General features: G+C 62.7%; 33 protein-coding genes. 18 read left to right on the top strand and 15 right to left on the bottom strand.

The genetic code is table 11. The annotated features are described in order from the left end of the window. Window positions 1-78: 78 nt before the first annotated feature. The 12 genes from IM816_RS05775 to IM816_RS05720 form a co-directional block, all read right to left on the bottom strand. Window positions 79-1,209, bottom strand: coding sequence for a RelA/SpoT domain-containing protein (locus IM816_RS05775; RefSeq protein WP_250340129.1), 1,131 nt, complete (start codon window positions 1,207-1,209; stop codon window positions 79-81). Between the two features lie 23 nt (window positions 1,210-1,232). Beyond that, window positions 1,233-1,895, bottom strand: coding sequence for a hypothetical protein (locus IM816_RS05770; RefSeq protein WP_250340128.1), 663 nt, complete (start codon window positions 1,893-1,895; stop codon window positions 1,233-1,235). 13 nt (window positions 1,896-1,908) lie between these two features. Next, a complete protein-coding gene (locus IM816_RS05765) occupies window positions 1,909-2,148 on the bottom strand; it encodes a hypothetical protein (RefSeq protein ID WP_250340127.1) in 240 nt (79 codons plus the stop codon). Continuing rightward, window positions 2,145-2,498: a hypothetical protein gene (locus tag IM816_RS05760; RefSeq protein ID WP_250340126.1), complete on the bottom strand. Its 354-nt coding sequence runs from the start codon at window positions 2,496-2,498 to the stop codon at window positions 2,145-2,147. Before IM816_RS05760 ends, IM816_RS05765 begins: the two co-directional genes overlap by 4 nt. After that, on the bottom strand, window positions 2,495-2,965 hold the full coding sequence (locus tag IM816_RS05755) for a Ref family recombination enhancement nuclease (protein ID WP_250340125.1): 471 nt from the start codon (window positions 2,963-2,965) through the stop codon (window positions 2,495-2,497). The genes IM816_RS05760 and IM816_RS05755 overlap by 4 nt, the downstream gene beginning before the upstream one ends. Then, a complete protein-coding gene (locus tag IM816_RS05750; protein ID WP_250340124.1) occupies window positions 2,962-3,144 on the bottom strand; it encodes a Sec62 family protein translocation protein in 183 nt (60 codons plus the stop codon). The genes IM816_RS05755 and IM816_RS05750 overlap by 4 nt, the downstream gene beginning before the upstream one ends. After that, complete coding sequence (locus IM816_RS05745) at window positions 3,141-3,479, bottom strand: hypothetical protein (RefSeq protein WP_250340123.1); 339 nt, start codon at window positions 3,477-3,479, stop codon at window positions 3,141-3,143. The genes IM816_RS05750 and IM816_RS05745 overlap by 4 nt, the downstream gene beginning before the upstream one ends. Continuing rightward, complete coding sequence (locus IM816_RS05740) at window positions 3,476-4,927, bottom strand: replicative DNA helicase (RefSeq protein WP_250340122.1); 1,452 nt, start codon at window positions 4,925-4,927, stop codon at window positions 3,476-3,478. Before IM816_RS05740 ends, IM816_RS05745 begins: the two co-directional genes overlap by 4 nt. After that, complete coding sequence (locus IM816_RS05735) at window positions 4,924-5,949, bottom strand: YdaU family protein (RefSeq protein ID WP_250340121.1); 1,026 nt, start codon at window positions 5,947-5,949, stop codon at window positions 4,924-4,926. Before IM816_RS05735 ends, IM816_RS05740 begins: the two co-directional genes overlap by 4 nt. Before the next feature lies 1 nt (window position 5,950). Continuing rightward, the gene (locus IM816_RS05730; RefSeq protein WP_250340120.1) at window positions 5,951-6,202 is read right to left on the bottom strand and encodes a hypothetical protein; all 252 of its coding nucleotides are present in this window, start codon (window positions 6,200-6,202) and stop codon (window positions 5,951-5,953) included. Between the two features lie 238 nt (window positions 6,203-6,440). Further along, complete coding sequence (locus tag IM816_RS05725; protein WP_250340119.1) at window positions 6,441-6,632, bottom strand: hypothetical protein; 192 nt, start codon at window positions 6,630-6,632, stop codon at window positions 6,441-6,443. Then, a complete protein-coding gene (locus IM816_RS05720; RefSeq protein ID WP_250340118.1) occupies window positions 6,629-7,084 on the bottom strand; it encodes a phage regulatory CII family protein in 456 nt (151 codons plus the stop codon). The genes IM816_RS05725 and IM816_RS05720 overlap by 4 nt, the downstream gene beginning before the upstream one ends. 484 nt (window positions 7,085-7,568) lie before the next feature. On the opposite strand from IM816_RS05720, the gene IM816_RS05715 reads away from it, so the two are divergent. Then, on the top strand, window positions 7,569-8,297 hold the full coding sequence (locus IM816_RS05715) for a S24 family peptidase (protein ID WP_250340117.1): 729 nt from the start codon (window positions 7,569-7,571) through the stop codon (window positions 8,295-8,297). Between the two features lie 40 nt (window positions 8,298-8,337). On the opposite strand, the gene IM816_RS05710 is transcribed toward IM816_RS05715, so the two are convergent. Together IM816_RS05710 and IM816_RS05705 are read right to left on the bottom strand one after the other, a co-directional pair. Continuing rightward, window positions 8,338-8,697, bottom strand: a complete 360-nt coding sequence (locus IM816_RS05710; protein WP_250340116.1) for a hypothetical protein — start codon at window positions 8,695-8,697, stop codon at window positions 8,338-8,340. 55 nt (window positions 8,698-8,752) lie between these two features. Next, window positions 8,753-9,043 carry a BrnT family toxin gene (locus tag IM816_RS05705; RefSeq protein ID WP_250340115.1) on the bottom strand — a complete coding sequence of 97 codons (291 nt, stop codon included), beginning with the start codon at window positions 9,041-9,043 and terminating at the stop codon, window positions 8,753-8,755. Window positions 9,044-9,343: 300 nt separating this feature from the next. Here IM816_RS05705 and IM816_RS05700 point away from each other — a divergent pair, with 300 nt between their 5' ends. The 14 genes from IM816_RS05700 (at window position 9,344) to IM816_RS05640 (ending at window position 15,715) form a co-directional block, all read left to right on the top strand. Continuing rightward, window positions 9,344-9,595: a hypothetical protein gene (locus IM816_RS05700; RefSeq protein ID WP_250340114.1), complete on the top strand. Its 252-nt coding sequence runs from the start codon at window positions 9,344-9,346 to the stop codon at window positions 9,593-9,595. After that, entirely contained in the window at window positions 9,592-9,831 is a 240-nt protein-coding gene (locus IM816_RS05695) for a hypothetical protein (protein WP_250340113.1), read from the top strand. The genes IM816_RS05700 and IM816_RS05695 overlap by 4 nt, the downstream gene beginning before the upstream one ends. Further along, window positions 9,831-10,196, top strand: a complete 366-nt coding sequence (locus IM816_RS05690) for a hypothetical protein (RefSeq protein ID WP_250340112.1) — start codon at window positions 9,831-9,833, stop codon at window positions 10,194-10,196. Before IM816_RS05695 ends, IM816_RS05690 begins: the two co-directional genes overlap by 1 nt. After that, a complete protein-coding gene (locus IM816_RS18690) occupies window positions 10,196-10,321 on the top strand; it encodes a hypothetical protein (protein ID WP_256470255.1) in 126 nt (41 codons plus the stop codon). Before IM816_RS05690 ends, IM816_RS18690 begins: the two co-directional genes overlap by 1 nt. A 149-nt stretch (window positions 10,322-10,470) precedes the next feature. Continuing rightward, window positions 10,471-11,379 carry a recombination-associated protein RdgC gene (locus tag IM816_RS05685; protein WP_250340111.1) on the top strand — a complete coding sequence of 303 codons (909 nt, stop codon included), beginning with the start codon at window positions 10,471-10,473 and terminating at the stop codon, window positions 11,377-11,379. Next, entirely contained in the window at window positions 11,379-11,795 is a 417-nt protein-coding gene (locus IM816_RS05680) for a hypothetical protein (protein WP_250340110.1), read from the top strand. The genes IM816_RS05685 and IM816_RS05680 overlap by 1 nt, the downstream gene beginning before the upstream one ends. After that, window positions 11,792-12,958, top strand: a complete 1,167-nt coding sequence (locus tag IM816_RS05675; RefSeq protein ID WP_250340109.1) for a DNA-methyltransferase — start codon at window positions 11,792-11,794, stop codon at window positions 12,956-12,958. Before IM816_RS05680 ends, IM816_RS05675 begins: the two co-directional genes overlap by 4 nt. After that, a complete protein-coding gene (locus IM816_RS05670; protein WP_250340108.1) occupies window positions 12,955-13,518 on the top strand; it encodes a hypothetical protein in 564 nt (187 codons plus the stop codon). Before IM816_RS05675 ends, IM816_RS05670 begins: the two co-directional genes overlap by 4 nt. 2 nt (window positions 13,519-13,520) lie before the next feature. Next, complete coding sequence (locus tag IM816_RS05665; RefSeq protein WP_250340107.1) at window positions 13,521-13,943, top strand: hypothetical protein; 423 nt, start codon at window positions 13,521-13,523, stop codon at window positions 13,941-13,943. Between the two features lie 2 nt (window positions 13,944-13,945). After that, complete coding sequence (locus IM816_RS05660) at window positions 13,946-14,134, top strand: hypothetical protein (RefSeq protein WP_250340106.1); 189 nt, start codon at window positions 13,946-13,948, stop codon at window positions 14,132-14,134. Next, complete coding sequence (locus tag IM816_RS05655) at window positions 14,131-14,298, top strand: hypothetical protein (RefSeq protein WP_250340105.1); 168 nt, start codon at window positions 14,131-14,133, stop codon at window positions 14,296-14,298. The genes IM816_RS05660 and IM816_RS05655 overlap by 4 nt, the downstream gene beginning before the upstream one ends. Next, window positions 14,295-14,519, top strand: a complete 225-nt coding sequence (locus IM816_RS05650; protein WP_250340104.1) for a hypothetical protein — start codon at window positions 14,295-14,297, stop codon at window positions 14,517-14,519. Before IM816_RS05655 ends, IM816_RS05650 begins: the two co-directional genes overlap by 4 nt. After that, entirely contained in the window at window positions 14,516-15,307 is a 792-nt protein-coding gene (locus IM816_RS05645) for a hypothetical protein (RefSeq protein WP_250340103.1), read from the top strand. The genes IM816_RS05650 and IM816_RS05645 overlap by 4 nt, the downstream gene beginning before the upstream one ends. A gap of 201 nt (window positions 15,308-15,508) precedes the next feature. Beyond that, on the top strand, window positions 15,509-15,715 hold the full coding sequence (locus tag IM816_RS05640) for a hypothetical protein (protein WP_250340102.1): 207 nt from the start codon (window positions 15,509-15,511) through the stop codon (window positions 15,713-15,715). Between the two features lie 2 nt (window positions 15,716-15,717). Here the strand turns inward: IM816_RS05640 and IM816_RS05635 are convergent, their stop codons facing one another. After that, a complete protein-coding gene (locus IM816_RS05635; protein ID WP_250340101.1) occupies window positions 15,718-16,377 on the bottom strand; it encodes a hypothetical protein in 660 nt (219 codons plus the stop codon). Here IM816_RS05635 and IM816_RS05630 point away from each other — a divergent pair. The 3 genes from IM816_RS05630 to IM816_RS05620 are packed head-to-tail and all read left to right on the top strand — an operon-like array spanning window position 16,376 to window position 17,635. Then, on the top strand, window positions 16,376-17,026 hold the full coding sequence (locus tag IM816_RS05630; protein ID WP_250340100.1) for an ASCH domain-containing protein: 651 nt from the start codon (window positions 16,376-16,378) through the stop codon (window positions 17,024-17,026). The two genes, IM816_RS05635 and IM816_RS05630, sit on opposite strands and share 2 nt — an antisense overlap. Beyond that, window positions 17,023-17,427 carry a hypothetical protein gene (locus IM816_RS05625; RefSeq protein WP_250340099.1) on the top strand — a complete coding sequence of 135 codons (405 nt, stop codon included), beginning with the start codon at window positions 17,023-17,025 and terminating at the stop codon, window positions 17,425-17,427. The genes IM816_RS05630 and IM816_RS05625 overlap by 4 nt, the downstream gene beginning before the upstream one ends. Then, a complete protein-coding gene (locus tag IM816_RS05620) occupies window positions 17,417-17,635 on the top strand; it encodes a DUF4224 domain-containing protein (RefSeq protein ID WP_250340098.1) in 219 nt (72 codons plus the stop codon). The genes IM816_RS05625 and IM816_RS05620 overlap by 11 nt, the downstream gene beginning before the upstream one ends.

Below are 17,635 nucleotides of genomic sequence, written 5' to 3'. Positions count from 1 at the left end.
GCCGGGCTTCATTGGGTTGTATCACTAGGCGCGAGTGTATGGATTTTTTGGGTGGGCATCACCCACCCACCTGACACCCTATCGAATGGCATCGTCGAGCGCGTCAAGGAACAGGCTCGTATCGAGGTAATAGTTCGGGTAGGCAGCCCGTAGCTTGTGAACATCGTCAACATTCACGAGCACAGCCTGGATCGTAGGGTCTGCTTCGCGCTCCAGCCTTAGGAGATCCTCTGCCGCGGCCTCCAGTGATTCGTTCGCATACTGCCTAATCGTTACTCGGCCGGCTACGGAGTCTAGGATTAGAAGGAATTGTGCAGCGCCGGTCTGTATCAGCCCAGAGGTATCGGCAGTCAGAACCCCAAATCCGCGAAGAATGCCGTCGACGTTTAGGCGCTCCGCCAGGCCCTTTAGTTCTGAAACAATTTCTCGATGAGCGGTAGGGGTGCCTGGAACTAGGGGCTGACTTTCCCGAATTGCGATCGCACTCGACATTAGAGAGAAAAACCGCTTCCATCGAACGTCGCCGAATGTTGAGTTATGCGCAAACTTCAGTGATTGCCCGGTAATCGTGTCAACGGACTCCATAGCGGTGGCCCAGGCATGTTGGAGCTTCGACCGCAGTTGAATTTCGATTCGACGACCATTGAAGCCTGCGTTGGCCTTCGAAATGCTCGCGTATCGAAAAACGTAGTGAACGCTCCTATAGCCGTCGGCTTTGGGCTCGACGACGTAGTCCTTTGGACTCCCTACCAACGTGTGGCGGCCTTTCGGGTTTTTCGCTATTGCTTCCCGATATGTCTCTACGAGCCCGTGGAGTGCCTCCATATCTGAGACGATCGCGCGGCATCCGCCCATATCTTGAATCTGGGTGAGTCTTATCCGGCGAGTCTGGTCGCGGGTGAGCTTCCTCTGGATCGAAGGTAAGCGCTTGAGGCGCTGTGAAAGCAAAAAATGCGGGTCTTGCTTCTGGGCACGGTTCCGCAGCGTCATTGCAAGGACATTCAGCGGGTGGGCATGCGACTGGCGCCAGTTATTTACGACGGCAAGAGCTTCGTCTAGTCCAGGGCTACCGGATGTCCATCCCCGGGCGATTTCCTCTCCGGCCCTGTCAATCTGGCTCATCGAATACTGTGGAATGATTTTCGCCACGCCTTCCGTGCTCCCTAGCTTGCGCAGCGCCAGTATCGATGGCTCGTGGGTGGCGCGCAACGGGCCTACTCCTACCGACCCACTCATGACAGTGCTCGTTGAAAAAGCCGCTCTGCCCGGTGCAGCTCGTCCGTGCAAGCCTGAAACACCCAGTCGTAGACCCCAGCCCAACCTTCTCGATAGGTCTTCCACGAGAATCCGCAAAGGTCAGCCCGGGAACGCTCGCTGAGGCGCATGTGCCCTTCCCCGCTGCACTCCTTGCAAGTGCGGGAAACCCGCATGTCGTTGGCGACCTGACCCCGACCGTGACATGCCTGACATAGGCCGGCACTCGCCAGCTCGGTGATGATCGCATCGCGCACCTTCGCGTAGCCTGGGGCGAGCTGGGGCACTTCATGCTCACGGACAACCATGCGTGGCCAGCGCGCAGCATGCGCTTCCGAGTAGGTGCGCTGGGCTCGGTTGCCGCGCTGGGCCACGGCTAGGAGTGCGTCAAGCATTGACGACTCACGGCGGGCCCACTCCCCGCGCATCTTGGCATCGACGAGTTCGCGGAGTTGGTGCGCCGTCAGCTTCGCCCCATCAGGCCACCACACGCGGCAGAGAATTTCCCGGCCAAGGCCGTCAGGGACCATTCCGAGGGCAGCGGCCACGTCCGTGGATACAAGGCTTGGAATCCCACCAGAGCCGATGTCGAACCGGCAGTTCTTCGGGTTGAGCATGGCGATTATCTTTCCGGTGTGCATGGTGTTCCCCTGGTTACTTCCGCGTGTGTTGCACGGCGCCAGCAGCGCCGCTCTTGTTCTGCTGCCGAGCGATGCGGCGTAGTCGATGTGCTGCGCCGTTAAGGTATGACGCCGCCGCCGTGACGGCATTCGCGGCTGCCTCTACGTCGCTGCGCGAGTTCCAATCGAGCGCAAGCACCAAGGGCTCCAGCGTGGCCGCGGTGGCGACCGCCTCGGTTATTCGGTCCTGCAATGTCTTGCGCCGCTGGTTCACGCAGGCCGCACCTCGATCCTGACGCCATACTGGTGAGGCTTTCCGCGCTCCTGGTCGTAGGTGAAGTGGATCTTCGTCTTGTCGTTGTCGGCGATGCCATAGGCGTCAGCCACGCCGTCGCGCATGGCCTTGAACATTCCGTTGAGGTTGTCGCCCTCGTCGACTCGGCGCGGCGCTATCCGAACCATTCGAACAGTCACGGGGAGCGGCGGACGCTCGGCATCCAGCAGGAGCCAGTGTGCCGCCTGGCGTTCTCGCTTCGTGCGACGCGCCTTCTCGCGCCAGTGGACATGGACGTTGGGACCGGCCATCAGCTTGAAGTCATCGATTTCGACGATGAGCGGCTTCACGGGCTCACCTCGGAAGCAAGCAGCTGCTCTTGCAGCGCCAGCAGTTCGTCGTCGGTACCGTAGATGGCGTGAAACGGCTTCGACCCATGGGCGAGGCTCGGGCCGAAGTGCTCGGTTGCCTGGGCGTCTGTCATCCCGTCGTAGGGCTTAACGCCGCGGTGGTGCCAAGGGCAGCCAGCGATCGTGTATCCGTGACCGCGACGACGGCCACCGCTCAAGAGGTGGTGCGCGTCGCACCCCCCGAAGTACGCCGTCGGCCTGCCTTGCTGGCGGTTGATCCAGCAGCAGACGCACTCGCCGCGCTTCAGCCGGTCGATGCGCTCGGCCTGGCCCTTCGTCGGCTTCCCCGTGCTGCGGGACTGCCGGAGGCGCTTCTTGGCCTTCAGGGCGGTGGTCACGACCGTGCGAGCAACGAATTGCTGGCGCGCGACCAGTGGCGTCTTGCGGATGAGGGGCGTGCGCTTCAAATCCAGTGCCCCACGCAAATGCTCACCGCGATGATGAGGCAGACGAAGAAGATAGCCAGTTGGCCAAGACCGCTAAGGTCGACGTACCCGCCACCCGACTTTGAAGGCCACACAAGGGCGATAAGCCCCAGGACAACCATGGCGACGGGAAGCGCCCACCATGAAAGGGTTATGGTCATGCGACCCTCGATGCGCGCAGCGCGGACATGTGGCAGGAAAGGTCCTGAGCGATAGCGTCAAGGTCTGACGCGGTGAACTTTTCGCCGTCGTCCTTTGCCTGGTAGATGCCCACCAAGCTCTCCGCATGGACGCGGCAGTGCCGGTCGTAATCGACGTGGCGCCACGAGTACGCAGCGATCTCGCCGTTCCTGCCGGCGAAGATGGCGACCCGGGCATGGTCGGATATGGCGACCCGGATGCGCTTCGCCAGGAACTCAGCGCCAGCGTGGTCGTAGTTGCCGATGTAGGCGCGCAGCGGGATCGCCTTGCGCCGGGAGTGATGAGTGGATGTCATCCCTTGAAACCTCGTGGCATATAGGGGGCGATGTTGTCGGCGATGGGCTCCGGGCGGTCCCACTCATCGAGATCCTTCAAGCGCATCTCGCTGAAGCAGTTCAAGAGCTCGACGTTGTCGCCGGTCCGGATGTTGCGACCCTTGGCGAGGATCACGTCGACGATCCCCTTCCGCGGCGACTTCGGGTCGTAGTAGTCGTCGCGATGGAGGAACAGGATCACGTCGGCCTTCTGCTCGATCTCGCCGGATTCACGCAGGTCGGTCATCGTCGGCCGCTTGTTCGGCCGCTGAGCGCTGGCACGGTTGAGCTGCGCCATGAGGATCACCGGGCACCCCAGTTCCTTCGCCAACGTCTTCGCGCCTTGGGTGATCCGCCCGTATTCGTGCCGCACCTCTTTCTTCTCATCGATGCCCATGTCGTGCATGTGGTCGATGACGATCAGGTCCAGCGGGCGCTGCATGTGGGCACGGCGAGCCCGGGCCATCAGCTGGTCGATGTTGATGCCCGGCGTTTCGTCGATGTGCAGCGGGGCATCAATCAGCATCGTTACGGCCGAAGTGAGGCGCGGCCAGTACGATTCAGCATCAGGGTCGTGCGGCGTCGGGCTTTCCACCCAGTCGTGCGGGATCTGCGCCTGGGCAGCCACAGCGCGTGCCATGCATTCCTCGGCCGTCATTTCCACCGAAAACCAGGCGACATTCTTCTTGCTCAGTGCCGTGAACACCGCGGTCTGTCCGCCGAACACCGACTTGCCCATGTTCGGGCGCGCGCCCACGACGTAGAGCACGCCGGCGCGAAGCCCCTTCGTTGCGCGGTTTAGTTCGCGCCACGGCCACGGCAAGCCGAGAAGACGCATTCCTTTGTCGCTTTCGGCAGCGTCGTAACGAGCGAACATCTGCTCCTGCATGCGTTTCAGAGCGGGAACGGCCGACTCGAGGCCGCCACGCAACTTGCTGGCGTGCATGCTCGATAACTGATGCACTGCCTCGCCGATCACCATGTCGGACGCCGCAGTCGTGCGATTGGCCGCCTGCATCAGCGCCGCACCGACGTCGCTGGCGCGGCGCAGCCGGGATTTCTCCACGACAATCTCGCCATAGGCCACGATGTTCGCCGCGCTCGGCGTGCCGTTGGCCAGCTCCATCAGGTAGGTCGGACCGTCGATCATGTGACCGAGATCGTTGGCGACGAACCAGTCGCCCATCGTGATCGCGTCGCACGGCGATTTCTGCGCGGATAAGCCGAGGATCGCGCGGTAAATGGCCTGGTGGTCGCGGCGGAAGAAGTCATCCGCCGTCAGCCAGTCGGAAACCTTCGCCAGGCTCTCCGGCGAGAGCATGAGGCCGCCCAGCACAGCTTGCTCAGCCTCGATCGAGCACGGCGGCAGGCGCTCGTCGAAGCGCGCGAAGTCGTCCATGCCGGGGTAGTAGTCGGGCTGTGCGCTCATGCCGCTGCGCGCTCCTGCTCGGCTTCCATCACGCGCTGCCATTCGGTGCCCGTGCTGGTCAGGCGATGCACACCGTCGCCGTCGATGTACCAGAGTTTCAGGTAACCGCCCTTGACGTAGTTGCGATACGTCTGGCGCCAATCCACCTGCCGTTTCTTGCTCTCCCGCGCTCTTGCACGGAACACGAACCAGCTCAGCTCCAGGAACTCACTCGGAATGCCGGCGTTCTCGGCGTAGGCGAAGATCGGGTCGTCCGCAGGGATGGCGTCGCGGTCACCGAGGGATGCGATCCACGTGTCCAGCAGCACCCCGCCCTTCTTGGACGACGCGCCAGCCGAAGGCAGGTCGGACGCAGTCCGGCCATGCTTCGCTTCTGTCCCTTTCTCCTGTCCCTCTCCACTGTCCCTGTCTACTGTCCCTATCCCCTGTCCCTTTAGAGGGTGGGACTCCATAGGGACGTCCCCACCATGTCCCTCGGGACGTTCATCGACTTGTCCCTTATCTGTCCCTTGGGACACAACGGGGGACTCCCATCGATCTGATCCGGTTTCAGCAAGGTGCGCTTTCCACTCGTCGAACGAGGGATACGCGGGCGTCGTGCCAGCACGTTGCGCCGCCTTCTTGATGCGCTCGCACTCGCGCAGGTGCCTGCGTTTCAGCTTGCCTTCCCACGCCTCAGCAGCCTTCTCGGCCAGCACGGGGTGATAGAGGCGTCCGTCGTCGCACAGCACGAAACCACGCAGCGCGCCAGCACGGACCTTCTTCCATCCCTTTGGGTCGCGCCCGTATCCGGCATAGGCCGCCAGGGCCTGCTCGCTGTTCGGCAGGCTCGCCGCCGGCACCTGGTGCCACGAGACACACCACAGCAGTACGGCGGCGCGGAACTCGTCGCCAGACGCTTCCACCGCCAGCATGCTGTCGCGCAGACGCAGCACGTCGAGCGGAAGGAACTGAAAGTCTTGCAGGTCAACGCTCGACGGGATCGGCGCGGGCGGTGCCTGACCGGCTGCATCGGTAGCCATGTCAGTGCACCGACGCCCGCTGGGCTTCAGCCTGATGCTCGGCGACCACCTCGCGGCATACGGCATCGATCCGATCGCGCAGGATCTCGCGCTGCTCGTCCGAAGGCTGAAACACGCCGACGATGGCCTGAAGCACTTGGCCGCTCAGCGAAATGATCAGCATCGACTGCTCGGTGTTGGTCGTGCTGGGATTGATAAGGCGATGGAAGTGCCTCGCCAGCCCAATTATTTCGTCGATTACTCGGTCCTGCATGACTACTCCGGGTTCCGGGCAAGTGCAGACACGCAACCGGCCGGATCCGGCTGTCCCTGGGGAGCTACTCCCAGGTGAGCGTGCTGCGGGTTGAACAAGGGGCGTTGCACCGCATGCCTTGGCTGATTCAGCGCGGTCTTGGCGGCAACGAGTTCTTCAGGGGTGGCGACGCGCTCAGCCGCAGCCACGCAGTCGCGCAGGTGCGCGAGCAGGCGGTCGGACCGAGGCGTGCCGGGGTTCATCGCGGCGGGCTCAGCAGCGGCGAGCACGTGAACAGGCGGCCGTGCCACTTATCCGTCGCGTCGATCGCCAGGGGGTAGTAGCCGTTCTCGTCAGCCCACATCGGGCGCGGCGACGGACACGGGATATCCGGGCTCGTGAAACGGCACGCCATGTCGTCGCACCAGCACATGCGGGAAGGCGTGCTCATCGGGCCACCTGCCCCGGCTTCGCTGCCGCGCGCAGTCGGTTGATCAAGCCGATCAGTGCCGCCTGGTTCGCATGGCCGGCTGCGGCGATCGCGTTCATTTCGTTGCAGGTGATGACGTTGTCCGCCAGCGCGTCGTGGATCGTGCGCGACAGCTCGCCTTCGGCCATGCCGAGGTCGAGCAGGTGATGAACGACGGTCCTGTCATCACCAGCACCAACGTCAATGCGCGCCAGCACGTAGCCATGCTCCTGCGCCAGCGCCTGGAGGATGCGATGGTCCCCTGTCGCCGACATGATCTCGTTCGCCTCGGCTAGGGTCAGGTGGTTCGTCGTGTTGTTGACGTTGACCTTGTTGCGCAGGATGCCTGCGGAAACGCCGATGCGCGGCGCAAGCGATTCAGCACCGCCTGGGTAGGTGTGCACGGTTTGGGCTGCAGCGTCGAGAACATGCATCGCGGTCTCACTCACATGAAGAATTGGCGGTGCTCCGCCGGTACAGTCGTCGCCATGGAGATCACGACGAGTAGGAAATCAGGGGACTTCGAACGAACCGCGCCTCAGCCTCGCGCCAGCTTTCGAAGCGGCGCGGCGACGAAGAGCGCGAAGATCAGGACGCTTGCAAGGTCGGTGAGCACGTCAGGCCACCTTCCCCTCTGGCTCACCGAAGACATCGGGACGGAGATCGAAACGGCTAACACGTCCTGCGCTTTCTTCGTCGAGACGGCGTGCCAACGCTCCGTCGAGCCTGGGCTTCGTGCTGAGCGCCTTGCGGAGGTATCCGATGGAAGTGCCGCACCGAAGTGCATACGCGGCTTGGTCAGCCGGGGTCAGAGTTGCCAGATAGGCGCGAAGGGTCTCCATGCGTCGATATTACCATTTGGTAATTTCCAGTCAATACCCTTTGGTACTTTACCGGTAGGTAATGGACACTACCGTCATGCCGACTGAACCTGCCAATGCCGCCGTGCGCCGCAGCCAACTGCAGGCATGGATCGATGAGAAGTTCGCTGGCGTGCAGAACGCTTTTTTGGCGGACATTGCAGCGCGAACCGGTACGCCGGCCAATCAAGGCGAACTCTCGGGCCTGCTGAGCGGAAAGAAGTCGTTCGGCGAAAAGAAGGCTCGCAAGCTGGAGGGACAGGCAGGCATGCCAGCCGGTTGGCTTGATCGTCCAGCAACCTCTGGTGGTTTGACCGGTCCCCGTGCGGCGGGCGCGCAGAATATCTCGATCGATGAGACCGGCCAAAGCTACGTTCGATTCCCGCTTTTGGAGGGATTCGCTGGCATGGGACCAGGTGACTATGTGGCCGACTATCCCGAGGTCGTTGAGAGCCTGCGGGTGGCTAGGGAGTGGGTCGAGCGAAAGCTGCCAGGCGTTCCGCCGGAGGCCATTCGGGTCATCACCGGCCGCGGCGATAGCATGAAGGGCCAGTACAACGACGGCGATCTGATCTTTATCGATACCAGGGTGAAAGCTTTCGACCAGGACTCCGCATACTGCTTCCGCTGGGAGGGCCGCGTGCTGGTGAAGCGGCTACAGTTCGTTGGCCGAGGCATGCTGCGCATCCTCAGCAAGAACGCGGACTACCCGGCAATCGATGCGCCGATCGAGGACATCCAAATCGGCGGGCGGGCCATCGCGGCCTGGACCCTCAGAGAATTCTGAGCGCCAAAGAAAAAGCCCCGCTTCCGCGGGGCTTTTTCGTTCATGCCGCTTTGAGTCTGGCGACAAAGTCGTCGACAGGCTTCATCGGCGGCTCTTCGGGCTCTTTCTCCAGCCCAGACAGCCGGCTCTCCAAGATCGTCTTGATCTCTGACCGCGCGAAGCGATTCAGAAGGTCTCGGATCATCGGCTGGTAACCAATCCCGTGATAGCTCGCAATCTCCTTCAGCGCATCAATCAGTCCCTTCTGCAGACGTATGGAGATCATCTGCAAACCCAGTGCCGCGTCCACCTCCGCCATTTCTTCCGGCGTTGCGACGCGCACGTGCTGCTCGCTCTGACCAAGCTGTCCCGACTCCCACAGGCACTCGCCACTGTCGAGCGTCTTCTTTCGGGTAGCCATACCTAGTTCCTCCGCGGTGTAAATCGTAGTCTTCGAATGTAAGTTTATGAAAGTATTAGTTATCCAAACCGTATTTGTCGTAGATTCGAATCTCTTCGGCGTTCGGTTCGAAGACAGACTTGATCTCCATGCACCCGTCGACTGGGATGAAGACAACCTTGAGCAATCGCTTGTGGTTGGTATAGGCCAGGAACCACCGCGTAAGCGGATCCGTTAGATGCTCCGCACGCGTGTCAAAGAGATCCTTGCCCCGTCGATTCTCGAAGCACTCGTACACGTCTTTCGGGGAGACGCCGTGCTTGTCTCGAATCTTGTCGGCAATCCGCTTCGAAATCTTGAGCTTCAAGGTCATCCTCCATGATGCGACGTGTGTGCATTGTATATACAACCGTCAAGCGTCTCAACATCAGCTTTTGGCCTAGTTACGTGATACACGACGCATAAACGGACATCTGAGCAATACATAAGTTCGATAGCTGAACTTTCAAGCTGCTGGGACCTAATGAAGAGCCCGCGCCGATGAACGAACCGCTCGTCGGCGGCCCCGTTCGGTGCCCATGGGGAAAAGTTTACCTTTTGGTATTGACAAGTAATTACCGTTTGGTAATCTTTCTGCCGCGCCGGGCCGCCGGCGAGGGAGAGAACCATGGGCACCAACCAGCACAAGCCGAGCCACCAAGTACTCGCCGAACGGGCGGGCGCCTTGGTCAAAGTCGTCAACAACCTGATCGCGGATATCGAGTCCGACCTGCGCGCGCCGGCTGATGCTGCGTTCAACGCCAGGGTCGCGCACCGCGCACTTCAGGACGCCGTCCTCACTCTGGCGGATTCCGCCCGCGACCAAGTCGTCGATCACTACCAGCAGATGGCGCGCGAAGCGCAGCAGGCTGCGGCATGAAGCCCGAAGCCAGTCAGGCCGCCACCGCCGCGGCCATGCGCGAGACGTTTTCGCAGATCGCGAAGCTTCCGCCCGATCAGGTGATCCCGTATCTGACGACCGTCGTGCAGATCGGCTTCGAACTGCTGCGCGATGGCGGCAAGCAGGATGACTTCGTTCGCGGGCTGCTAATGGGTGCGACAGAGCAACTGGAAAAGCCCTGCTTCATCACGATGAAAGACATGAGGGTGAACTGATGAGCGCCCACACCATTCCCCAGCGGCAGGCCCTGCGCTACGCCACGATCAAGACCGGAGGCGATCGCGAGGTCCGCGCCGCCGAAGTGCACTTGCATGCATCGTCCTCCACGCCCGCGTTGCAGCGGATCGGCGAAACGCCGCAGGTGATCTACCTGGCCCTCCTGATTGGCCTTGCGATCCTCTGCCTCGCAGCATGCGGCAACTTCCGCCCGAGCACTCAGCACCCCGCGTCGACCATGACGCTGCCGAACACGAAGCCTGACTGCGTGCGCGAACACCGCGTGCAGCAGACGGGGACGCTCGGGGCGTACGGGACGCCGGTGGTGGTCGTCACCGACGAGCCGTGCCGGAGGCCCCGCTGATGCGCCGGCTCATCGCCTGGTGGATGTCCGCGCCCTTCGACGAGCGCTCTGCCGCACTGCTCGTGCTGACCATCTGGACCCTCGGTGCCGCTTGCTGGGTCATCGATCCCGCTTCCCACCCGTAAGGCCCTCGCCCCGTGGGCTACGGGGCACAAGCAAGCCGCTTCACGTCGCGGGCTGGTTTCCTCCCTCCCCCCGACTGTCTCGCACGTGAGGCGGCTTCCCTGTCTTGATCTTCAACGCTGCGCCAGCCTCGGCTGGCAAAGGAATTCGGATGTTCTTCCGTAACCTCACGCTGTTCCGCTTCTCGACCGAAGTGGCCGATGACGTGTCACGCCTTGACGAAGCGCTCGCCGGGCACCGCCTGCGCCCCGTGGGGCCGATGGAAATGTCCACGCGTGGCTTCGTCTCGCCGCTCGGCCCGGCGGAGGATTCGCTCACGCACACCGTCGGGCACTACACCAAGGTCGTGGCCGCGAGCGAGAGCCGCATGCTCCCGCCCTCGGTCGTGAACGACGAACTCGCCAAGCGCGTGCAGAAGATCGCGGAGAACGAGGGCCGAAAGGTCAGCAGCCGTGAGCGCAAGAAGCTCAAGGACGACGTGCTCAACGAATTGCTGCCGCGCGCTTTCGTCCGGCAGTCACGCACGGCTGCCTACGTCGACGCCCGCAATGGCTGGGTCGTCGTGGATACCAGCAGCCGCCGCGCCGCCGAGGACGTCCTGTCGATGCTGCGCGAGGCCCTTGGTAGCTTCCCGGCCGTGCCGCTCGCACCCGAGGAGTCGCCGCGCGTCCTGCTGACGCGTTGGCTCGCCAGCGGCGAGGCTCCGACCGGCTTCGCCCTCGGCGACGAAGTAGAGTTGCGCGACCCGGCAACGGCATCCGGTGGCGTCGTGCGCGGGCGGTTGCTGGACCTCGACACTGACGAGGTGCGCGAGCACCTTCGCGCTGGCAAGCAGGTGTTCCGCCTCGGCCTGGTCTTCGACGATCGCATCAGCTTCGTCCTGGGCGAAGACCTCGTCGTGCGCAAGCTCAAGTTCACCGACGTCGTGCTCGACGAGCAGCCGGATTCGCCGGAGTCAGCAGCGGCTGAGCTGGATGCCAACCTTGCCCTGATGACCCTCGAACACGGCAGCCTCCTCGACAAGCTCGCCCAGTTTTTCAAGCTGCCGAGGCCCGAGTAATGGCCGCCTCGCCGATCTACGCGAACGTCCGCGATCCCGAGCGCTACCAGGCTATCGCCGCGGCGCGCGCCTCCTGCACCACAGAGCAGGTGGCAGCCCAGTTCGGCATCACGTCCGGCGCCGTGCGCGCCGCGCTACGCCGGGTCCGGAAGGCCAAGACGTACGAACTGTTCCTTGAGCGCGACGATGGTACGCGCCAGCGCCTCGGCCTTGTGGTCACGCATAAGGGCTTCACAGCTGCCTGCATCGGCGCTTATCGCAAGTACGGCGAGTTCTTCCGCGGGCTTGAATTGCCTGGCTGGCGGATCGCCGACAACACAGGTAGCTGCAACACACTCGAAACCGTTCGCGGCCTGATCTCTCGCGAGGCCGTTGACTGGACTGACGATCACGCCGAGCTGCCGGATAGCGTATGACGATGACGCACTACCTCGGTGACTGCCTCGAAGTAATGCGCTCACTTCCGAGCGATAGCGTCGATGCCGTGGTCACGGATCCGCCGTATGAACTCGGCTTCATGGGTAAGGCGTGGGATAAATCTGGCATCGCGTTCCAAGTCGAAGTTTGGGCCGAAGTCCTTCGCCTGGCAAAGCCGGGAGCATTTTTGCTTGCCTTCGGTGGCACTCGTACTGTGCACCGGCTGACCTGCGCGATCGAGGATGCTGGGTGGGAGATCCGCGACAGCATAATGTGGATCTACGGCCAAGGCTTCCCAAAGTCCAAAAATGGGAAATGGGGTGGCACGGCGTGCAAGCCTGCACATGAGCCTATCGTCATGGCTCGCAAGCCCTTTGACGGCACCGTCGCCGAGAACTTCGCCAAGTGGGGAACGGGCGGCCTGAATATCGATGGTTGCCGCGTTGAATGGCCGGGCGGTCAGCCGCCCGAAATCGGGACACCTGGATGGGGTGGACCGTCGAAGAAGCTCACAGCAGCTCCAGGCCAGATAGGCGAGACCGTAGGGCGGACCGGTCCCTCGGACCTCGGCCGGTGGCCAGCAAACGTTATCCACGATGGCGCCGACGAGGTGCTTGCCGCATTTCCCGAGGCTCCTGGCCAGCAAGGTGATTTGCGGGGCCAGTCGCGCAAGCGTGTCTCGCGTGGCATCTACGGCGATATGCCCGTCGCGCCAGACGCGCTAGCGCGAAAAGATAGCGGCAGTGCGGCGCGGTTCTTCTATTGCGCGAAGGCGAGCACGAAGGATCGCGAGGCGGGCCTGGATGACTTCGAGAGAAGTGCCGCTGGCATGGTCTCGAATACGTCTGGTCAGCACATCACACGTAGAGAGGCAGGACGCAAGCTGCCGAAAAGAGCCAATACCCATCCTACGGTGAAGCCAACGGAGCTGATGCGCTATCTGTGCCAACTCGTAACGCCTTTCTATGGCACCCGTGTCGTCTTAGATCCATTCGAGGGATCTGGTAGTACCGGGCGCGGCGCCGCGCTGAATGGATTCGATTACATCGGTATCGACGACGACCCGAACCATATTGCCATTGCCAGAGCGCGAGGAACACACGCCGAAAGAGCGTTCGATGCCATGCGTCAGCAGGCCATGAAGCTGAGAGAAACGGCATGACCACCACCCTCATCACCCCAGAGTTCGAGAAGGCCCTGGCCCTCGCGTGCGTTCAGCGCGCCACACGTTACACGACGATGTGGCCTGGGCAGAGCATCATCGCCAACGGCGACGCGTATGCCGTGCGCTATGGGCCATTCCTGCGCGAGATCGCGGAGGCGGCCGGGATGTCGGTGCCGATGACGCGGCGGCGGCTGCACGCGCTTCAGGCACAGGGCCGAGTGCTGCGTGATGACCGCGCTGGCGGCTGCACGAGCTGGTGGCTCGTCGGCTTGGCCGCGAATCTCACGCCGCTGCCGCCCGACCCGCCCGCGGCGCCAGCTCCGGCAAGCGCCGCGCGTCAGACCTTGACGCAACCTGTCGCTGTACCCGCGCGCCAGCACTGGAGCGACGTGCTCGGCGTCGCCCGCGACTGCTCCACCAGCGAAGCACGTGACGCCTTCAAAGCCACGCTTGCCGCGGTGGACGACCTCGACCTAGATGCGGAGCAGCAGCGCCAGCGCATCCGCGACGCCTACAACGCCCGTCTCACCGAAGACGGTATTTCGGAGTACGAGTGACCATGGCCACGATCGTAAAGTCGGAAACCTTCGAGGTGATCCACTGCGCGAGCTGCAGCGTTTCGTTCTGCATGTCGGCGGCGTATATCGCCGCACGCCGCAGCGATCGCAAGAGCTTCTATTGCCCGAACGGGCATTCGCAGTGGTTTCCCGGCGAAACGGACAAGGACCGCGCACAGAAGCTTGCCGGTCAGTTGGACCAGGAGCGCACGCGGCTCCAGCAGGAGCGTGAGCGCAGCGAGGCCTACGCAAACCAGCTCGCCATCAGCCAGCGCACCCGCAAGGCCGTGAGCACGCGCCTGCGCAAGGTCAAGGCCCGCGTCGGACACGGCGTGTGCCCCTGTTGCAACCGGACGTTCGAGCAGCTGGCGAAGCACATGGCGACGAAGCATCCGTCGTTCGCCAAGTCGGCGGCGGAGGCCTGACCATGGACCTCCCCATCCGCCCCAAGCCATGCAACCTGCACAAGCCGCGCATCCGTGTGATTCGCGATAGTCAGGGTTTTACGCGCTACCAGGTCTCGATCAAGGACTCGATTTTCGTCGAGTCGCTCGAGTTCAGGGGTGCGTGGAAGTGGGCACTCATCTATGCCAAGCAGCAGGCGGCCTTCGCATGAAACCGAACGCCGAGCGCCCCGACGCCTGCGCCATCGCCGGCAAGGTCCACGTCTTCGTAGGTGGCTATCACCAGGTGATGTCCCCAGCCGCCGCCGAGTCCCTCATCACCAAGATAACCGCCGCCATCGAGCAGGCGAAGAAGCAGGAGGCCGAGAAGGAATGAGCACCATCAAGATCACGGTCCACGCGTCGGACCTCGGGTGCAAGCTCGAGCTGACCGGCAACATGGACAAGAACGCGGAGTTCGTTGCGCAGTTCGATTCCATCGGGGAAGCCGCAGAACAGGCCGTCGTCGACCTGGCGGAAAAGATCGGCGCCCAGCTTCGCAAGGAATATGACAAGCGCGACGCCATCAATCAGCGCGTGAAGGAGCTTGGGGCATGAGCACGACGACGCTGCTGGACAAGCTGAAACGCATGTACGTGGACCCGCCCTCAGAGGGCACGTGCTATCTGCACATCGCGCCCGAAGATCAGCGGTTGATGATCGACCTACTCACCAAGCAAGCCGCCGAGCCTGTCGAACAGGCGGCGGGACAGTCCCTCTACGTCGGGACGCTGCAGCGCAAGTTGTCGGCACTCGTTGACGAGATTGAGCGCCCGGTCGAATTCAAGCCAGCTAAGGAGGAGTACTTCCGCGCCGGCGTACGGGCCGCGATGATCCGCGCCATTGCCGAGTTGGAAATGTTTGCCATCCAGCAGAAGCCCGAGCAGGCGGTGGGCGATGGGGTGGGCTTGGCGGACGAGTTTGAACAGGTGCATGGGCATGTCGCACACATCCTCACCGACGACGAAAACGACACGATGGAAAGTGTTTCGAAACTCTTGCGCACCCCGCGCCTAGCTGTCGCCACGCCTGCCGAGATGACGGACGAGATGGCCTGGGAGGCATGCCACGTCTTTACAGGGCGACGCCACGGCCACAGCGAGAGTTTCATGACGCGCATGCGGCGGTTCTTGGAGTGGCTGTCGAATGACCCAGACGGCCGTCGTTTCATCGTCGCCCAGCCGAGCGCCGTGGGCGTGCCGGATACCTACACGCCGACGGACGACGATGTGCGCGAGTGGATGCGCAGGTCCGATGTCGACCACGGCAGCGTTGAGCAGTGGCGAGCGGCCATTGATGACGCGCGGTCCATGCACTTGCTCGCCGCCGCGCCGGAGGTGAAGTGATGAAGCGCGAGTGGTACGCAGTGCCGCCCTTCGGAATCGTGCGTAGCTGGAACGTGGTTCGGCGCCGAGAGAATCCGAGGTTCACAGGAGACGTGGAGTATTACGTATCGCCTGGGTGCCGTGAGGCTCGGCGCTTCAAAAACGCCGATGCAGCGGAGAACTTTGCCGAGAAGCTGAATGCCGCCGCGCTGGAGGTGCCCCGTGGCTGATCGTGATCCCCGCAACCAGCCCGTTCCGGGAGACGTTCTCACGAACGGCAAGGACACCTTCTACGTCACGCGCGTTGATGGTGACGAGGTGTTCTACACCGAGCAGCCGCCTGTATCGGAGCTTTCATCGACTCTCGACGACTGGCGCGTCTATTCCAAGAACGACACCGTGGTTACTCATGGGGAGGTGCAGCCGTGACGCTAACGCTGAAAGCGCTCTCGCTTTCTCAGTCCCACGAGCACCCGATCACCAAAATCCATGGTCAGCAAGTCCGTTGCCGCTGCTCCAGTGTGGTCCATCAGGTTTTCGACGGCAGCCTGCCCCGACGCGAGCGCTTTCCTGCCGAACTCAGGATCAGCGAATGTCGTGGCAGTACGCAAGGTAACGAAATGTGCTTCAAGAGCCGCGTAAGCCTCGTCGGCACGGAGCATGGTAACTACGACGTCGTAATCCGTGGGGTCAACCAGAGCCCGAAAATGCTCGAGATCCTTCTTGGCGGTCTCAAGAGGCGTTATGGCTGCCATAAAGTCCGGGTGGGGATCCTCGCGATTTCGAGAGAGCCCGGTATCTATGAGTCTAGACAAGCTCTGCGCTCTCTGATGCACCACAACGATCGCTTCGACGAGCGCGCGACGACGCTTCCGGGTAGAAGAGCGCTCCGTTCGATTAGCCAGCCAAACGGCCCCAGCGACCGGTGCAGCGGCGCCGAATATGGTCCCGATCATTTCGATCACGGTCTTGCCAGCAGCGAAATTGAAAGCCGCAGCCAAACCCATGCCAACCAGTGCCCCCAAGAGGCCGAAGGTGACCGCTGTCAACCACTCCGCCGAGATATTGCCACGAGCGCCGCGAACTCCCATGCGTGAACTCCCCATCCTTTTCAGTGCGCCGATGGTGCGCGCCATCCTCGAAGGCCGCAAGACCGTGACGCGGCGGGTGGTGAAGCCGACGTTCCAGAGCATCGAGGAGCGCGACGACGGCAAGCCCTGGCCATGGCGCGAGGACCTCGATCGCGCACAGGACTACTGGTATCCGTGCCCATATGGCGAGGTAGGCGACCGGCTGTGGGTTCGCGAGGCTTGGCGAGCGCCGGCAGGGCTTGATGATCGGTCGGGCAAGCAGATCGCCGAGGCATGCATCGGCGCTGGATACCGCTCCCCGTGGTGCCCTATCCAGTACGAGGCCGACGGTGAATTGAACAACGCGAAGGACTGGCGGGAGTTCGGCTCGAAGCCGGGCGAAGCCACACCGGGCCGCTACCGTCATGCCCGCTTCATGCCCCGCTGGGCCAGCCGGATCACGCTCCAAGTGACGGGCGTACGCGTGGAGCGTTTGCAGGACATCAGCGAGCCGCAGGCCCGAGCCGAGGGGTTCGGTGACACCGTCGATCGTGCCCATTACTGGTTTACACACCTCTGGGACGGCCTCGCCAAGCCCGGCACGAGCTGGGCCAACAACCCGTGGGTGTGGGTTATAGAGTTCCAGCGTGCCTCAGGAGGCGAGCGATGATCAGAAAGGGAGCATCCAGGGTCGTATTCCTCATCGGACCATGGGCCATTAAGGTTCCGCGGCTTACCCAGCCGCACCGCTCGATTGGTCGTTATGCAAACAGGGACGAACGTCATCTGTGGGCGACTGATAACCGGCGATCGCTCATGTGCCCTGTCCTTTTCGCCGACCGGTGGGGCTGGGTCGTCGTCATGCCACGCTGTGCCGAGGTCTCTCGAAACGACTACGAGGCATGGGACGACGAGCACAGCTTCGAAATCCACGTTATTGGCGAGGATCCTTCGCCGTTCGAGCGTGGGTCAAAAGACGTCGGGCGGCTGCCTGACGGACGCATTGTTTTCATCGACTACGGCGCAAGGGCCTATAGCTTTGCCGAAACGGAGGTGCCGCATGGCGGCTGAACAGCGTTTGTGCCTCTCTCGCGAAGAGATCGCCGAGCTGACCCGGGCTCACACCCGCGCCAAGCAGCTGGCCTTCCTCCGCAGGAATGGCATCAGGCACTATGTCGACAACGCGGGGTGGCCGGTGGTCACCGTTGCCGCGGTCGAGGGGCAGACGGGTCGTGCATCGACCCCGAAGCCGGCCTGGAACCCGAACAAGGCTGCATAG

Source organism: Luteibacter flocculans (assembly GCF_023612255.1).
In the GTDB taxonomy this organism is placed as follows: domain Bacteria; phylum Pseudomonadota; class Gammaproteobacteria; order Xanthomonadales; family Rhodanobacteraceae; genus Luteibacter; species Luteibacter flocculans.
Note: the sequence above shows the minus strand (reverse complement) of the source record. Positions and strands in the feature narration are given on the sequence as shown.

Excerpts from the sequence above, each read along its gene's own strand:
- IM816_RS05770 (WP_250340128.1), bottom strand. The coding sequence starts at position 1,895 with ATGCACACCGGAAAGATAATCGCCATGCTCAACCCGAAGAACTGCCGG.
- IM816_RS05750 (WP_250340124.1), bottom strand. The coding sequence starts at position 3,144 with ATGACCATAACCCTTTCATGGTGGGCGCTTCCCGTCGCCATGGTTGTC.
- IM816_RS05745 (WP_250340123.1), bottom strand. The coding sequence starts at position 3,479 with ATGACATCCACTCATCACTCCCGGCGCAAGGCGATCCCGCTGCGCGCC.
- IM816_RS05740 (WP_250340122.1), bottom strand. The coding sequence starts at position 4,927 with ATGAGCGCACAGCCCGACTACTACCCCGGCATGGACGACTTCGCGCGC.
- IM816_RS05735 (WP_250340121.1), bottom strand. The coding sequence starts at position 5,949 with ATGGCTACCGATGCAGCCGGTCAGGCACCGCCCGCGCCGATCCCGTCG.
- IM816_RS05730 (WP_250340120.1), bottom strand. The coding sequence starts at position 6,202 with ATGCAGGACCGAGTAATCGACGAAATAATTGGGCTGGCGAGGCACTTC.
- IM816_RS05725 (WP_250340119.1), bottom strand. The coding sequence starts at position 6,632 with ATGAGCACGCCTTCCCGCATGTGCTGGTGCGACGACATGGCGTGCCGT.
- IM816_RS05720 (WP_250340118.1), bottom strand. The coding sequence starts at position 7,084 with ATGCATGTTCTCGACGCTGCAGCCCAAACCGTGCACACCTACCCAGGC.
- IM816_RS05715 (WP_250340117.1), top strand. The coding sequence starts at position 7,569 with ATGCCGACTGAACCTGCCAATGCCGCCGTGCGCCGCAGCCAACTGCAG.
- IM816_RS05710 (WP_250340116.1), bottom strand. The coding sequence starts at position 8,697 with ATGGCTACCCGAAAGAAGACGCTCGACAGTGGCGAGTGCCTGTGGGAG.
- IM816_RS05700 (WP_250340114.1), top strand. The coding sequence starts at position 9,344 with ATGGGCACCAACCAGCACAAGCCGAGCCACCAAGTACTCGCCGAACGG.
- IM816_RS05695 (WP_250340113.1), top strand. The coding sequence starts at position 9,592 with ATGAAGCCCGAAGCCAGTCAGGCCGCCACCGCCGCGGCCATGCGCGAG.
- IM816_RS05690 (WP_250340112.1), top strand. The coding sequence starts at position 9,831 with ATGAGCGCCCACACCATTCCCCAGCGGCAGGCCCTGCGCTACGCCACG.
- IM816_RS18690 (WP_256470255.1), top strand. The coding sequence starts at position 10,196 with ATGCGCCGGCTCATCGCCTGGTGGATGTCCGCGCCCTTCGACGAGCGC.
- IM816_RS05685 (WP_250340111.1), top strand. The coding sequence starts at position 10,471 with ATGTTCTTCCGTAACCTCACGCTGTTCCGCTTCTCGACCGAAGTGGCC.
- IM816_RS05680 (WP_250340110.1), top strand. The coding sequence starts at position 11,379 with ATGGCCGCCTCGCCGATCTACGCGAACGTCCGCGATCCCGAGCGCTAC.
- IM816_RS05675 (WP_250340109.1), top strand. The coding sequence starts at position 11,792 with ATGACGATGACGCACTACCTCGGTGACTGCCTCGAAGTAATGCGCTCA.
- IM816_RS05670 (WP_250340108.1), top strand. The coding sequence starts at position 12,955 with ATGACCACCACCCTCATCACCCCAGAGTTCGAGAAGGCCCTGGCCCTC.
- IM816_RS05665 (WP_250340107.1), top strand. The coding sequence starts at position 13,521 with ATGGCCACGATCGTAAAGTCGGAAACCTTCGAGGTGATCCACTGCGCG.
- IM816_RS05660 (WP_250340106.1), top strand. The coding sequence starts at position 13,946 with ATGGACCTCCCCATCCGCCCCAAGCCATGCAACCTGCACAAGCCGCGC.
- IM816_RS05655 (WP_250340105.1), top strand. The coding sequence starts at position 14,131 with ATGAAACCGAACGCCGAGCGCCCCGACGCCTGCGCCATCGCCGGCAAG.
- IM816_RS05650 (WP_250340104.1), top strand. The coding sequence starts at position 14,295 with ATGAGCACCATCAAGATCACGGTCCACGCGTCGGACCTCGGGTGCAAG.
- IM816_RS05645 (WP_250340103.1), top strand. The coding sequence starts at position 14,516 with ATGAGCACGACGACGCTGCTGGACAAGCTGAAACGCATGTACGTGGAC.
- IM816_RS05630 (WP_250340100.1), top strand. The coding sequence starts at position 16,376 with ATGCGTGAACTCCCCATCCTTTTCAGTGCGCCGATGGTGCGCGCCATC.
- IM816_RS05635 (WP_250340101.1), bottom strand. The coding sequence starts at position 16,377 with ATGGGAGTTCGCGGCGCTCGTGGCAATATCTCGGCGGAGTGGTTGACA.
- IM816_RS05625 (WP_250340099.1), top strand. The coding sequence starts at position 17,023 with ATGATCAGAAAGGGAGCATCCAGGGTCGTATTCCTCATCGGACCATGG.
- IM816_RS05620 (WP_250340098.1), top strand. The coding sequence starts at position 17,417 with ATGGCGGCTGAACAGCGTTTGTGCCTCTCTCGCGAAGAGATCGCCGAG.